Source organism: Vibrio sp. 397 (assembly GCF_033339395.1).
GTDB lineage: Bacteria > Pseudomonadota > Gammaproteobacteria > Enterobacterales > Vibrionaceae > Vibrio > Vibrio alginolyticus.
Genome location: NZ_JAWOUN010000001.1, coordinates 357,164 through 372,123, shown reverse-complemented (window position 1 = coordinate 372,123; position 14,960 = coordinate 357,164). Strand labels below are relative to the sequence as shown.

General features: G+C 45.7%; 11 protein-coding genes. 3 read left to right on the top strand and 8 right to left on the bottom strand.

Translation table 11 applies throughout. The features are described from left to right. Positions 1 to 94: 94 nt before the first annotated feature. On the bottom strand, positions 95 to 529 hold the full coding sequence (locus R7P36_RS01670; protein ID WP_203346416.1) for a hypothetical protein: 435 nt from the start codon (positions 527 to 529) through the stop codon (positions 95 to 97). Between the two features lie 302 nt (positions 530 to 831). On the opposite strand from R7P36_RS01670, the gene R7P36_RS01665 reads away from it, so the two are divergent. Further along, complete coding sequence (locus R7P36_RS01665) at positions 832 to 3,276, top strand: collagenase (RefSeq protein WP_213866578.1); 2,445 nt, start codon at positions 832 to 834, stop codon at positions 3,274 to 3,276. 161 nt (positions 3,277 to 3,437) lie between these two features. Here the strand turns inward: R7P36_RS01665 and R7P36_RS01660 are convergent, their stop codons facing one another. The 7 genes from R7P36_RS01660 to R7P36_RS01630 all read right to left on the bottom strand — a co-directional run bounded on the left by R7P36_RS01660 (position 3,438) and on the right by R7P36_RS01630 (position 12,218). Further along, positions 3,438 to 5,234 carry an aminopeptidase P family protein gene (locus R7P36_RS01660; protein ID WP_213899311.1) on the bottom strand — a complete coding sequence of 599 codons (1,797 nt, stop codon included), beginning with the start codon at positions 5,232 to 5,234 and terminating at the stop codon, positions 3,438 to 3,440. Next, entirely contained in the window at positions 5,234 to 6,226 is a 993-nt protein-coding gene (locus R7P36_RS01655; protein ID WP_017633963.1) for an ABC transporter ATP-binding protein, read from the bottom strand. Before R7P36_RS01655 ends, R7P36_RS01660 begins: the two co-directional genes overlap by 1 nt. Before the next feature lie 9 nt (positions 6,227 to 6,235). Next, positions 6,236 to 7,219 (bottom strand): ABC transporter ATP-binding protein, encoded by a 984-nt coding sequence (locus R7P36_RS01650; RefSeq protein ID WP_017820901.1) that lies wholly within the window; start codon positions 7,217 to 7,219, stop codon positions 6,236 to 6,238. Positions 7,220 to 7,229: 10 nt separating this feature from the next. Further along, positions 7,230 to 8,162 carry an ABC transporter permease subunit gene (locus R7P36_RS01645; RefSeq protein ID WP_213899312.1) on the bottom strand — a complete coding sequence of 311 codons (933 nt, stop codon included), beginning with the start codon at positions 8,160 to 8,162 and terminating at the stop codon, positions 7,230 to 7,232. A gap of 9 nt (positions 8,163 to 8,171) precedes the next feature. Next, positions 8,172 to 9,092, bottom strand: a complete 921-nt coding sequence (gene oppB, locus R7P36_RS01640) for an oligopeptide ABC transporter permease OppB (protein ID WP_005377838.1) — start codon at positions 9,090 to 9,092, stop codon at positions 8,172 to 8,174. Positions 9,093 to 9,236: 144 nt separating this feature from the next. After that, entirely contained in the window at positions 9,237 to 10,847 is a 1,611-nt protein-coding gene (locus R7P36_RS01635; RefSeq protein WP_318121992.1) for a peptide ABC transporter substrate-binding protein, read from the bottom strand. A 264-nt stretch (positions 10,848 to 11,111) separates the two neighbouring features. Continuing rightward, entirely contained in the window at positions 11,112 to 12,218 is a 1,107-nt protein-coding gene (locus tag R7P36_RS01630; RefSeq protein WP_213899313.1) for a M20/M25/M40 family metallo-hydrolase, read from the bottom strand. 538 nt (positions 12,219 to 12,756) lie between these two features. Here R7P36_RS01630 and hppD point away from each other — a divergent pair. Both hppD and R7P36_RS01620 read left to right on the top strand, forming a co-directional pair. Continuing rightward, entirely contained in the window at positions 12,757 to 13,830 is a 1,074-nt protein-coding gene (hppD, locus tag R7P36_RS01625) for a 4-hydroxyphenylpyruvate dioxygenase (protein ID WP_005388950.1), read from the top strand. Next, on the top strand, positions 13,823 to 14,953 hold the full coding sequence (locus R7P36_RS01620; RefSeq protein ID WP_042521907.1) for a homogentisate 1,2-dioxygenase: 1,131 nt from the start codon (positions 13,823 to 13,825) through the stop codon (positions 14,951 to 14,953). The genes hppD and R7P36_RS01620 overlap by 8 nt, the downstream gene beginning before the upstream one ends. Positions 14,954 to 14,960 lie beyond the last annotated feature (7 nt).

Here is a 14,960-nt window from a genome sequence, read left to right as displayed (position 1 = left end):
CGCACTTTTGTTTAGGTGCTCCTCAATTTTTGACCAAATGCGCCTCATTGTAGGCGCTTGTCTTTTGTGTTTGTCGTCAGCGATGACTGACATGTCACTCCTGTAGATTAATGCCAGCCTGCTCGAAACGTGCCAAAGGCGACTTGTTTGATTGCTGATACCAACTAGCTGGCATGTTTGATTTAAGTCGCGCTTTTTCTTCCTTGCTAATCACAACATAATGCAAAAACGTATCAAGTGTGGTTCCCATCACGTCAAATGTCATTTCCCCATCTTTGCTGATGGCTTTCAATAACCCAACCACGGTTTCCTCAGGGACTAACGATTCAACCACCGCCTTTTTTCGCTCTTTTATTGATGTTGAAGCGCGCAGTTTTGCACGTGCCGTCTCCCAGCAAACTTTGTTGGTTTTACTGACAAGGTTGTGCTTGTAGCAGTAGTAACTGAATAAAAAGCGTGGCAGGTTTTGCCAGCGTTCGGCTTGGACTTCTAACCAAAGGTGTTGTAGCTCAATATCAGCGTCGGTCATAGGAGTTGTTTAGCAAAAAGAAAAGAAACCATTTTATCGCTTTTGTGAGGAGCAATAAAAGATATTTGAATGGAAAGATAAACAACTAGTTGATCAATATTACTAAAGCAAATCGATTTCTGGCAAGCCCGTGCAACGGCAACTCGAGTACCAAAAACTGATACCGCCACATCTAGTTGTTAACAAAATGTTTCTTCTTGTCTTGCGAGTAGATTATATGGAGATGCTCTTGCAGTAATAAGGGCAGTGGCGATGCAAAAGACGTAATGCATCTAAGGAAAACTCAATATAGAAGAAATTAGATGGAACTGAAGACTTTGAGTGTCGCGATTGCGACAACATTAACCAGCACTGGCGTATTTGCGTTAAGCGAGCCAGTTTCTCAAGTTACAGAGCAACATGCACATTCGGCTCATACACACGGTGTTGAATCCAATCGAGTTGAATACCAACCAACCGCAACTCTCCCTATTCAGCCCTCCAAGGCAACTCGAGTACAGTCACTTGAAAGCCTTGATGAGTCGAGCACTGCTTGTGATTTGGAAGCATTGGTTACCGAAAGCAGTAACCAATTGATCGGCGAAATTTTAAGTCAGGGCGCGACGTGTGTGAACCAGCTATTCTCTGCTGAAAGTCGGATTCAAGAGTCGGTATTTAGCTCCGATCATATGTACAACATTGCGAAGCGTACTACGACATTGGCGAAGGGGTATACAGGTGGCGGGAGCGATGAACTAGAAACGTTGTTCTTATACTTGCGCGCGGGTTATTACGCCGAGTTTTACAATGACAACATCTCATTTATTGAATGGGTCACCCCAGCGGTGAAAGAATCAGTGGATGCGTTTGTTAACAACGCAAATTTCTACGAGAACAGCGACCGTCACGGCAAAGTGCTTAGTGAAGTCATCATCACTATGGATAGTGCGGGCTTGCAGCACGCGTACTTACCGCAAGTGACTCAGTGGCTTACACGTTGGAATGATCAATACGCCCAGCACTGGTATATGCGCAATGCGGTTAATGGTGTTTTCACTATTTTGTTTGGTGGGCAGTGGAACGAGCAATTTGTGCAAGTAGTTGGTAACCAAACAGACCTTGCCAAAGCTTTAGGCGATTTTGCTCTGAGGGCGTCATCAATCGGTGCTGAAGATGAGTTTATGGCCGCGAATGCGGGGCGAGAGCTCGGGCGTCTGACCAAATATACGGGTAACGCGAGTTCTGTGGTGAAGAGTCAGCTGAGTCGAATCTTTGAACAGTATGAAATGTATGGTCGGGGTGACGCGGTTTGGCTTGCGGCGGCGGACACCGCCTCATATTACGCAGATTGTAGTGAGTTCGGAATTTGTAATTTCGAAACTGAGCTAAAAGGCTTAGTGCTATCGCAAACTTATACTTGTAGTCCAACAATTCGAATATTGTCCCAGAATATGACGCAAGAGCAACACGCGGCCGCATGTTCTAAAATGGGTTACGAAGAGGGTTACTTTCATCAGTCATTAGAAACTGGTGAACAGCCAGTAAAAGATGACCATAATACTCAGCTCCAAGTCAATATCTTCGATTCAAGCACCGATTATGGTAAGTACGCAGGGCCAATTTTCGATATTAGTACTGACAATGGCGGTATGTACTTGGAGGGCGATCCTTCCCAGCCGGGGAATATTCCCAACTTTATTGCTTATGAAGCCTCTTATGCGAACGCGGATCACTTTGTCTGGAACTTAGAGCACGAATACGTGCATTACTTAGATGGTCGATTTGATCTCTATGGAGGGTTTAGTCATCCAACTGAAAAAATAGTGTGGTGGAGTGAAGGCATTGCAGAGTATGTCGCTCAAGAAAATGACAACCAAGCAGCACTTGAGACGATTCTAGACGGCTCGACATATACCTTAAGTGAGATTTTCGAGACTACTTATGATGGGTTTGATGTCGATCGAATTTATCGTTGGGGGTACTTAGCTGTACGTTTTATGTTTGAAAATCATAAAGATGACGTAAACCAAATGCTGGTGGAAACACGCCAGGGGAATTGGAGCAATTACAAAGCAACGATCACCCAATGGGCGAATTTGTATCAAAGTGAGTTTGAGCAGTGGCAGCAAGCCCTTGTCTCAAATGGTGCACCTAATGCAGTCATAACCGCAAACAACAAGGGGAAAGTCGGTGAAAGCATTACATTTAGCAGTGAAAACAGTACAGACCCAAACGGGAAGATCGTCAGCGTCTTATGGGACTTCGGTGATGGCTCGACAAGTACACAAACCAAGCCGACGCACCAATATGGGAGTGAAGGGGAGTATTCGGTCAGTCTAAGTGTGACAGACAGTGAAGGCTTGACGGCAACCGCCACTCATAGTGTTGTTATCTCAACGTTGGGCGGTAATGACACATTGCCACAAGACTGCGCGGTGCAAAGTAAAGTAAGCGGTGGGCGCCTAACAGCAGGAGAGCCCGTTTGCTTGGCAAATCAACAAACCATTTGGCTAAGCGTGCCAGCGGTGAATGAGAGCTCAAATCTGGCGATAACGACGGGGAATGGTACGGGCAACCTAAAGCTTGAATACAGTAACTCTGGTTGGCCGGATGGTGCTAATCTTCACGGGTGGTCAGATAATATTGGTAATGGAGAGTGTATTACGTTGTCAAATCAGAGTAACTACTGGGGCTATGTTAAAGTATCTGGTGACTTTGAGAATGCCGCCATCGTCGTTGATTTTGATGCTCAGAAGTGTCGTCAGTAGGGCATTTTAACTGCATCATTTTAATTTAATTGATCGCCTCGCTAACATTGCGGGGCGTTTTTGTTTTTCACGCCGTTATCTCTATAAAAAAAACCAGCCCGAAGGCTGGCAAACAAGGAGTTTGAGATGAAAATGAAAACGTTATAAAGCTTGCTGATATCCTATTTCTCAATAAGTTGGGTTGTGCGTTGAAGCCAGTTTTTATCTTGCGTATCAAGAAAAGGGCTAAGTGCTTGATAGACTCGTGAATGGTAATGATTGAGCCAGTCTAGCTCTGCTTGATCTAGCATTGATAAATCAAGGGCGTTGGTCGCAATTGGAGCAAGAGTGATGGTCTCAAAACCGTAAAACGTGCCGAACTCATTTTGTTCTACTTCTACAACTTTAAGAATGTTCTCTATTCTTACCCCGTACTCACCTTCGCGATAAACGCCTGGTTCATTAGTAATGACCATACCCGGTTTTAGTTCAACCTCGTGGTGGCTTTGCGAGAAATTTTGTGGGCCTTCGTGAACATTCAAGCAAATGCCCACGCCGTGTCCAGTGCCGCACTTGTAATCAATACCATGTTGCCATAAGACGCCACGCGCCATGATATCAAGATTGGCACCCGTAGAGCCTTTCATAAATCGAGTCTGAGTCAGTCGGATGACCGCTTTGAGCACCAAGGTATAATCTTTGCGCTGCTTAATGGTCGGTGACCCGAAGTGGAAAGTACGGGTGATGTCTGTTGTCCCGCCAAGGTATTGGCCACCAGAATCGACGAGAAAGAAGTTGCTTTCATTGACCGCCGCATTACTCTCTTCATCGGCGGCATAATGCATTTTTGCCCCGTGAGCTGCGAAGCCTGCGATAGTACGGAAACTGTCACTCACATAATGTCGGGTTTGACGGCGATAGTGGTTCAGTTGTGCCTCAGCAGACAATTCTGTAACGAATCCGCTTGGAACTTGCTCTTCTAGCCAGTTCATAAACCTTACGATTGCCACACCATCATCTGTTAATGCCTGTTCTAGGCTAGTTAGCTCGGTCGCATTTTTTATGGCCTTCATTGCCGTTACAGGGCAAGCCATTGGCTTTAGATTCACATTCCCTTCAATCGAACTCACCAATAAGCTGTCTGTGTGGGTCGGGTTAAAAGCGAGCGATAATCCCTCACATTGCTGATTCAAATACTGACTTACGTAGTTGTAATGGCGAATGTGTACACTCTGATCGGTCAGCGCTCTTTCAACGTCTTGAGGCAGTTTGGCTTTATCAATAAACAGTGTCGCAAGTGATTGCTCTACGACTAGATAGGCTTCAGAAACTGGGCAGTAATTCGTATCACCACCTCGAATATTCATTGTCCACATGACATCATCTAGCGTTGACACTAATAAGCTATCTACTTGGTTCTCGGTTAACCAAGAACGGATTCTCGCTAACTTATTTTCAGTGTCAACGCCAGCAAAAGCGGTGGGGTGCTCGAATACGGGTGCACTTGGGCGAGGTGGTCTTTCAAGCCAAATCGGTGTGAGTAAATCCAGGTCGAGAATGATCTTAATGTTTTTCGCTTCAAAGGTTTGTTTGAGGCCTTGATAAAAAGCGTAACTGATGGCGCGCCCGTCAACCGCGATAATACTGTTTTCTGGTAGCGTGGTAGCCAGCCATTTGGCAACTGTCGGCGTTTCTGGTTGTTTGGCTTTAAACAGTTCAAGTCCTGTGCCGTGTAACTGTTCTTCAGCTTGAATATAGTAACGACCATCAGTCCACAGGCCACCACCTTGTTGGGTAATGACGACATCGCCTGCTGAGCCGGTAAAACCTGAAATCCAGCTTCGCGCTAACCAATGATCCGCTGAGTATTCACTGTTATGTGGGTCATTGTTGGTCACGATATATGCAGACACGTTGTGAAAGGACATTGCCTCACGCAATAACGTAAGGCGTTGGTTTACTGAGTTAGTATTGTTCATTAAATGGTTCCTAAAGTCATATTTGAGCAATAGATATGATGCTGCTCCGAGCCTGTTTTTATTGGGTTCTGTTGCCCGCATACTTCTGTTGCTTCTGGGCATCGAGTACGAAAAACGCAACCGCTCGGTGGGTTAAGTGGAGAAGGAAGATCGCCGGGCAATAGTTGTATTTCACGGTCACGTGCTAATTGCGGATTAGCTATCGGGACAGCAGATAACAGTGCTTTGGTGTAGGGGTGTTGAGCATCATCAAATACTTGATCGTAACGTCCTACTTCCATAGGTTTACCAAGATACATCACCATAACGCGGTCGCTGATATGGCGCACCACGCTTAAGTCATGCGCAATCATCACCAGTGTTAACCCCATTTCTTGTTTAAGATCATCTAGAAGATTGATGACCTGAGCTTGTATGGAGACATCTAGTGCACTAACGGGTTCATCACACACGACCAAATCTGGATTGAGAATTAATGCTCTGGCAATGCCCACACGCTGGCATTGACCTCCGGAAAATTCATGTGGATAGCGGTTTCGCTGGCTCGCCAAGAGACCCACTTTATCCATCATAGCGATGACACGCTTTTCTACCTCTGCCCGTTTAAGCTTTGGCTCGTGGGTGAGCAGTGGTTCGGCGATGCATTCTGAGATGGTTAACCTCGGATTCAAACAAGCGGATGGGTCTTGAAACACCATCTGAAATTCTCTGCGTCGAGAGGAAAGCTCTTTTTTACTAAACCCGAGCATGTCTTGACCTTTCCAAGTCAACTCGCCATGTGTAGGTTCAATTAAGCGAAGTAAGGCGCGAGCAAGTGTTGATTTTCCGCAGCCTGATTCCCCCACAATGCCAAGTGTCTCACCTCGGTAAACATCTAAGTCGATACCATTGACCGCTTTCACGATTTTACGTCGACTTGGAATAAGATGACGTGAAACAGGAAAGTGGACGTTTAAATCACGAGCAGACATGAGGACTTCTTTTTTATTCATAACGCCTCCTTAAGCTTTTATTTGAATGGGAGTGATAACACTGGGTGCTTTAACGTGACAGGCAATGGACTGGCTCGTGTTTAATGGAGAAAACCGTGGGGTTTCGTATTGGCAACGCGTCTCTCGATGCTCGCACCGCTCTTTAAACGGACACCCTTGATGGTTAATCAACGCACTTGGTGGGTTACCTGGGATGGTTGGTAAACGCGGCATATCTTCAGTGATGGAAGGAATCGCCTTTAGCAGGCCTTGAGTGTAGGGGTGCGCAGGTTGAGCGAACAATGTCTCGGTATCTGATTGCTCCATTTTTTGACCACCATACATGACCAATACGCGATCACACATCTCGGCGACGACGCCCATATCGTGAGTGATCAGTAAAATAGCCGTATTGAACTCTTGTTGTAAGTCTCGTAATAGCGTCAAAATTTGAGCTTGAACGGTTACATCTAACGCGGTGGTTGGTTCGTCTGCAATTAACAACTCGGGCTTACACAACAAGGCCATCGCTATCATGATTCGCTGACGCATTCCGCCAGATAATTCGTGAGGGTATTGATTCATCCTAGTTTCGGGAGAGGGAATACGCACCGCATCCAACATGTGAATCGATTCAATTTTTGCTTGTTTTCGGGTCATTCCTTTATGAATCATGAGAACTTCACAAAGCTGTTTGCCAATTTTCATAAATGGGTTGAGTGACGTCATCGGATCTTGAAAGATCATTCCGATTTTCTCTGCACGGATGCGGTTGAGCTGCTTTTTAGACATCGCGAGTAAATCATCACCGTGGAACATTGCGCTTCCAGACACGGCGCCGTTATCCGCGGTTAACCCCATTAATGCGAAAACAGACTGGCTTTTTCCCGAACCTGATTCCCCAACAATCCCAAGAGTTTCGCCCGCTTTAATCGAGTAGGAGAGATTACTGACCGCTTGCACTTGCCCATCTGGCGTATCGAAGCGCACGTTCATGTTTTCAATAGATAGCATGGGTTTGTCCTTATCGGTCTTTCGGGTCAAGAGCATCACGCAAGCCATCGCCGATGAAGTTAAAACAAAAGAGGGTGGCAACTAAAAACAGAGAGGGAAAAAGCAGCATCCACAATGCAACGTCAATCATTTTTGCGCCTTCGGAAATTAGGATTCCCCAGCTCGTGTCTGGTGGTTGAACACCAAGCCCTAAGAAGCTCAAAAACGATTCGAACATAATGAATCCTGGTACCATTAAGGAGGAATAAACCATCACGATCCCAAGAACATTAGGCAGAACATGGCGTCGGACAATTGTCAATTTAGAAACCCCAATAGAGTGTGCGGCTTCGATGAACTCTCGCTTTTTTAGACCGAAGGTGACGCCACGTACAACACGGGCAATGCCCAGCCAAGATACCATTCCGATCACGATAAAAATCAGGTAGATGTTGTTGCCAAAAAGGGTAACAAACAGGATAACCATAAACATAAATGGCACCGAATCGAGCACCTCAATAATGCGCATCATTACGCTATCGACAACGCCGCCAAGATAGCCGGAAATACTTCCCCAAATCGTACCAATAACAACGGCGACTAAGGCGCCAACAAAACCTACCAAAATAGAGAGCCTGCCACCTTGCATCGTGCGAGCGAAAACATCTTGCCCGAGATCATCGGTACCAAAGTAATGACCACTGCTCAGTGAAGGTTTTCCTAGCTCGTATGGATCGATGAGCACTTCCCAGTCAATTTCATCATGGCCAAAAGCGGCAAGAGAGGGGCCGAAGGTGATGCATAAGGTAATGAACGCCAAAACATACACTGATGTCATCGCGGCTCTGTTTTTACGAAATCGAGTCCATGCATCCTGCCAAAGACTGCGACCTTCGACGGCTTCAATATTGTCGACGACTTGATCTTGAAGAGCTTGTGTATCCAGTTTTTTGATCGTTAACATGCCGTACTCCTAAACGCGTATACGAGGGTCGATAATCGTATATAGCAAGTCGACCACAAGGTTAAAGAAGATAGTGAGTGAAGCGACAATCAGAGTAATGCCCATTACTAGGCCGTAGTCGCGGTTGAGAGCCCCAGACACAAAGTGTTGTCCCATGCCACCTGTACCAAAGAAAATGTCGATAATTACCGAGCCTGTCACGACAGACACAAACGCAGGGCCGAGCATCGCAACGACGGGAATCAGGGATGGTCGCAAAGCGTGATGGAATAAAATGTAGGTTGTGGACAAACCTTTGGCCTTTGCCGTTCGAATGTATGGTTGGTTGAGTGTTTCAATCATTGCGCCACGCATGACGCGTGCAATACTCGCAATGGAGCCAATCGCCAGGCTGAGCACGGGAAGAACAAGGAAAGCCAGTTTTCCCCCTTCCCAACCACCAGCAGGGAACCAGCCGAGCTGAATAGCGAAGATCATGACTAAAACTGGAGCAAGCACGAAAGCCGGAACCACAACTCCAGTCATCGAAAGTGTCATCAGGCCGTAATCTAGGCGGCTATTTCGGTTCAATGCCGCAATGGTGCCAAGTAACATGCCAAGTGGAACGGAGATACAAAAGGAGAGTACGCCTAATACTGCTGAAACTGGCCATGATTGTGCGACGAGCTGTGTAACACTGAAGTCTTGATAAACGAAGCTCGGACCGAGATCTCCTTGTATGAAATTACCAATGTAAATCCAAAACTGAGTAAGGAAGGGCTGGTCCAAATGGAATTTTGCTTCGATATTCGCACGTACCACTTCTGGCATAGGCCGTTCCATATCAAATGGTCCCCCTGGTGCAATGTGCATCAGCCAAAATGATACGAGTGCGATGAATAGAAGCGTGGGGATAGCGATAGCTAATCGCTTAACAATGTACCAAATCATGATCCATCATCCTTTGGTCATCCGAAATCACTTCGAACGGTTATGAATAAAAAATGGTCTGAGCTCAGGTTGCCTTCTCCACCGAGAGATATGAGGAACGGCAAGTAAACATTGAACTTGCCGACTCAGACCGAAAACATGCTTTTAGTGGGCTTTTACATAGACATTCTTGCGGTAGTACGACGACTCAGGGTTTGTCAGTTCGTAGCCGCCCACGTAAGGCTTGATGAGGTATTGATCGTTACCCGGACGATAAATAGGAATAATGGCCATGTCTTCAATCAGCATGCTTTCTGCTTGTAAATACAGTTCTGATGGGTTGCTCATGGTCTTTGAGCGAGCCATTAACTCGTCGTATTGCGGGTTGTTATAACGAGAATCGTTGTACTCACCACTAGAAACGAAGATATCCAACCATGTAGAGGCTTCATTGTAGTCGGCCGTCCAGCCGCCGCGAGTAATGTCGGTCGGCTCTTTAAGTGCGTAGAACACTTTCGGTTCTAGCTGTTTTATCGTGACTTGCGCACCCAATCGGCTTTTCCACATGCCTGCCATGGTGGTTGCCATTTTTACGTCCATCGAGAAAGTTGGTACGGTAAACGTTAACTTAAGCGGATTGCTTTTATCGTATCCAGCTTCTGACAGTAATTGCTGCGCTTTTTCGATACGTTTATGGCGGTTCCAAGTTGCGAACTCAGGAGTGTGAGATTTAAAACCATCTGTTTGAGGTGGCACAAGGGTATACATTGGAACCCCACCGTTTCTCAAAATAGCACTCGTTAACAGTTGACGGTCAATGGCATATGATAGGGCTTTACGAACCCGCACGTCTTTTGTTGGCCCTTGTTGAGTGTTGAGGTAATAGAATGTGGAGCCAAGAGACGCACTGGTGCTTGCCACTTCTTGTGGGCGTTGTTGAATTAACTTTTTCTTCTGGGCGGCAGGAATGGAAACCGCTTGGTCTATCTCACCAGCTAGGTAGCGGTTTAGCACTACGTTTGCATCACCAATTGGTAGCCAGGTGACTTTTTCCAGCACTACATTGCTTGCGTCCCAATAATGTGGATTTTTAACCATCACCAGTTTTTCGTTAACTTTCCATTCAGAGACAGTAAACGCACCATTTGTAACGATATGCTCAGGCTGGGTCCAACGGTTGCCATGTTTTTCAATGGTCGCTTTATGAACGGGGGCAAGCACTGGATGACTTAATAGTTTCGTAAAGAAGGGAATAGGCTCTTCGAGTGTAACCTGGAATGTTTTTTCATCCAGCGCCTTCACGCCCAAAAACTCAGGCTCGGCTTCGCCCTTCATAATGGCTTGCGAGTTTTCGATATTTGGAATGGCTGCAAACCAAGCGTACGGTGAAGCAGTGCTTGGATTCAGTAAGCGTTGCCAACTGTAGACAAAATCTTGTGCAGTGACCGTTTCGCCATTTGACCATTTTGCATCACGTAAGTGGAAGGTATAAACCGTATTGTTGTCATTGACTGACCAAGACTCAGCAACACCAGGAATGGTTTTACCTTGCTTATCTTGAATGACCAGACCTTCAAACAGGTCTCGACCGAGATTAAAAGCGGGCTCTGCGGCTTGCTTGGCTGGATCAATAGAAGTAACTTCAGCTCCATTGTTTAGCGTAATTTCTTGTGTCTCATTGAGGGTCACACCTGCGGGATACGGCGCGGCATAGCTTGATGTTGCCAGTATTGGACTCATCATCGACGCTAATAAAAGCAACTTAGGTAATTTCATCCTTGTCTCACTCTTTTCATCCTGAAAGATGCCAAAAATGTATATTGTATAAATTGTCTACACAATCGAGTTTTAACATTACTGTAACAGGGTGTCAGGTGTTGAGCTGTCTGGTCTCAAAAAGTGAGCTAGGGGAATTTCTTTGAAGATCTGATATCAAGTTGGCATGACGGGAAGTAATTTTGCTTCGATACAAATTAAAATCCCCTTCAAACACAGGCTAGAAGGGGAAGATAGTCAGTCTGCTCTTCAAAAGGCACGACGTTAACTGACTAGGAAATGTTTCACGAACTCAGTGATTTTGACCATATCACTTACCGCGATAAACTCTTCTGTCGTGTGTACTTTTGCCATGCCAGTTGAAAGGTTGACCGTTGTGAGACCTTTCTTGTTAAAGTTGTTGGCATCGCTACCGCCGCCAGTGCCTTTTGTTAAAGCGTCAATGCCCAACTCTGAAAACGCTGCTTTTATAGCGTTTACGTGTGGGTGGTTTTCTTCAATAACAAAAGCGTCGTAGGCTCGGCTAGATTCAATTTCGACTTCTGCACCGTGTTTTTTACAGACAGACTCTAATGTTGAGATCATATGATTGACCTGAGCATCTAGTTTATCGCCATTCAGGGAGCGTGCTTCTGCCACGATTTTTAATTCAGGCATAACAATGTTTGTGGCCTGACCGCCGTTAACCATACCGATGTTGGCTGTCGTTTCTTCGTCGATGCGAAGCAGCTTCATTTGGTTGATGGCATCTGCCGCCACCATGATCGCACTGATGCCTTCTTCTGGCGCAAGCCCTGCGTGTGCTGGTCGACCTTTGATTTTTGCCATGATTTTTTGCTGGCCTGGGGCTGCGGTCACAATGGTGCCAATAGGGCCACCTGTGTCTAACACGATTGCTTCCGTTGAATTGACATGTGACATATCGAAGTATTGTGAACCGAATAAGCCGCCTTCTTCATACACGGTGAAAGCAAGTTCTAACGTTTTGTGCTCACGGTTTTCCACTTGAATACAACGAACGGCTTCCATGATGGCAGCAATACCAGATTTATCATCGCCACCGAGAATCGTATTGCCTTTTGAACGGATAATGCCGTCTTCGATGATTGGCTCAATGCCAATACCTGGAGTGACCGTATCCATATGACAGCTCATTAGAATAGAGCCGTCTTTTTTGCCGTCTAAACGGGCGTACACGTTAAAACCGTTAGAAATGTGCTCAGGCACTGGAAGTTTGCGTACGGTAAAGCCTAGCTCGCCTAGCTGTTCTGCCAGTGTTTCTGCAATTTGTTTTTCGTTTTTTGATTCGCTGTCGATACGTACTAGTTGGCAAAAGTGTTTAACTAGGCGTTCTTGATTAATGTGTGTCATTAGATGTCTCTTTTTCTGATCGAGCGTGAAGCCTTGTGGCTCGGCTCGATAGGGAACAGAGCACCACTTATGGCACAGTTACTTTTGAATAAAACTGAGGTGAATCAATAAAGGGGTATCCATGACACGATTCTGACCGATGAGTCTTTCGAACTGTATGAAGCGTCACGAAACATTACTTTTGATGTTTTGCAGGATCAAATGAATAAATCGGATAGAGATAGGGTGCAATAGACTTTCCATCCCCTTTTACTTTTTGAGCTACGTTGCCAAGATAAAATGCCAAGGTAACAACTTGTTTACATTTTGTGTGTTGGCGTAAAGCCGAAAATATCAATCTAATATATTGAAAATAAGCAGTTTGTTTGATGTTTACGAAAGTGGGTTCGATGCGTTCTCTGTGTGTAACATATATTTTACAATTATGCGTAAAAATCGCCAAGATAAAGATTTCTCCCCACGTATTCCAATTTCTCAAGACCTGCGCCAAGTTAGAAAAATAAGTCCAAACAAAAGCTACTGAGACAAGGAGAAAGTCATGGTTGATGCATATAACCCACTAGGAACAGACGGATTTGAGTTTGTTGAATATACTGCTGCTGACAACAAAGGCATTCAACAGCTTAAAGATCTGTTTATATCGTTAGGTTTTGCGGAGATTGCAAAGCATCGCTCAAAAGAAGCGTGGTTATATCGACAAGGTGACATTAGCTTTATTGTGAATGCGCAGCCGCATAGCCAAGCTGAGGGATTCGCCAAAGTTCACGGTCCGTCGGTTTGTGGCATGGCATTTCGTGTGAAAGACGCCACCGTTGCTCTGGCGCATGCGTTAGAGAAAGGCGGTAAAGAATATAAAACGGAAATTGGGCCGATGGAGCTAAGCATTCCTGCTATTTATGGCATCGGTGAAAGCTTGCTTTATTTTGTCGACCGTTATGGAAAGCAGAGTATTTATGATGTCGATTTTCGTTTTTATGATGATGCTGATGAACGTTTATCAAAAGCGAATGTTGGTCTTTACGAAATCGACCACTTAACGCACAACGTTAAGCAAGGCAACATGGATGTCTGGTCTGGTTTCTATGAGCGCATTGGTAACTTCCGCGAAATTCGTTATTTCGATATCGAAGGTAAGTTGACTGGTCTTGTCAGCCGTGCGATGACCGCACCTTGCGGCAAAATCCGAATTCCTATCAATGAGTCGTCAGATGATAAATCACAGATTGAAGAGTTTATCCGTGAATACAATGGCGAAGGTATTCAACACATCGCATTGACCACTGACGACATCTACGAAACGGTCAAAACCTTGCGTGAGCGAGGCATGGACTTTATGCCAACGCCAGATACTTATTACGAGAAAGTCGATCAGCGTGTTGAAGGCCACGGTGAAGATGTAAGCAAGCTTCGTGATTTGCAGATTCTTATTGATGGTGCACCAACGAAAGATGGCATCTTGCTACAGATCTTTACTCAAACCGTTATCGGCCCTGTGTTCTTCGAAATCATCCAACGTAAAGGCAATGAAGGCTTTGGCGAGGGTAACTTCAAAGCGTTGTTTGAATCGATAGAAGAAGACCAAATTCGCCGAGGAGTATTGAGCGATGCATAAATGGATCACATTCCCTCATCGGGAGGGAGTGTGCTCTAAACAAGCACATGCTGACTTCCCGGAAGAGGCAATTTATGAACGTGAGGCAGGTCGAAGTGGCTTCTTCGGCCCCGCAACACATTTTCATCATCAACATGCCCCAACGGGGTGGTCTGAGTGGGAGGGCGAGCTACGTCCACGAGCGTTTGATTTTAATCTAGTCGAAAAAGCCAGCCATATTACCCCTTGGGCAGTCCCGCATCTATTACACAACGCGAATTGTAAAGTTCGTGTTTGGCGTATGGATGAAAAAATGGACTTCTTGGTGAGAAATGCAGATGGCGACGAACTGCTATTCATCCACCAAGGTACGGCAGATCTCTACTGTGATTATGGTCATTTGAAAGTGAGCGAAGGGGATTATGTCATGATCCCGCGCTCAACGAGTTGGCGTTTAGAACCAAGCGAGCCGATGTTCATTCTGATGATTGAAAACACCGATGCGGCTTATACATTGCCCGAAAAAGGCATGGTTGGAAACCACGCGGTGTTTGATCCGGCGGTTTTAGAAACGCCGTCGATCAACGATCAGTTCCGTGCTCAATATTCTGAGAATCAAACACAGGTTCAGGTGAAACGCCACGATAAAGTCAGTGTTATCACTTACCCATTCAACCCGCTGGATGCGATTGGGTGGCATGGTGATTTGGCGGTAGTAAAAGTGAACTGGCGTGATATTCGTCCACTTATGTCACATCGTTACCATTTACCGCCTTCTGCACATACTACATTTGTAGGAGCAGGATTTGTGGTGTGCACCTTCGTTCCTCGTCCAATTGAAAGTGATCCTGGAGCGCTCAAAGTACCGTTCTACCACAACAATGACGATTATGACGAAGTCTTGTTCTACCATGCAGGTGACTTCTTTAGTCGTGACAACATTGAAGCGGGTATGGTGACATTCCATCCAGCAGGTTTTACACATGGCCCTCACCCGAAAGCTTTCAAGGCAGGGCGAGAGCATAAGAAGACTTTTGCCGACGAAGTCGCGGTCATGATTGATACGCGTCACGCACTTCAGTTTTCGGATGAGCTGGAAAAAGTAGAAAACAAAGAATACGTCTATAGCTGGCAAGAGAAGTAAGAGGCAA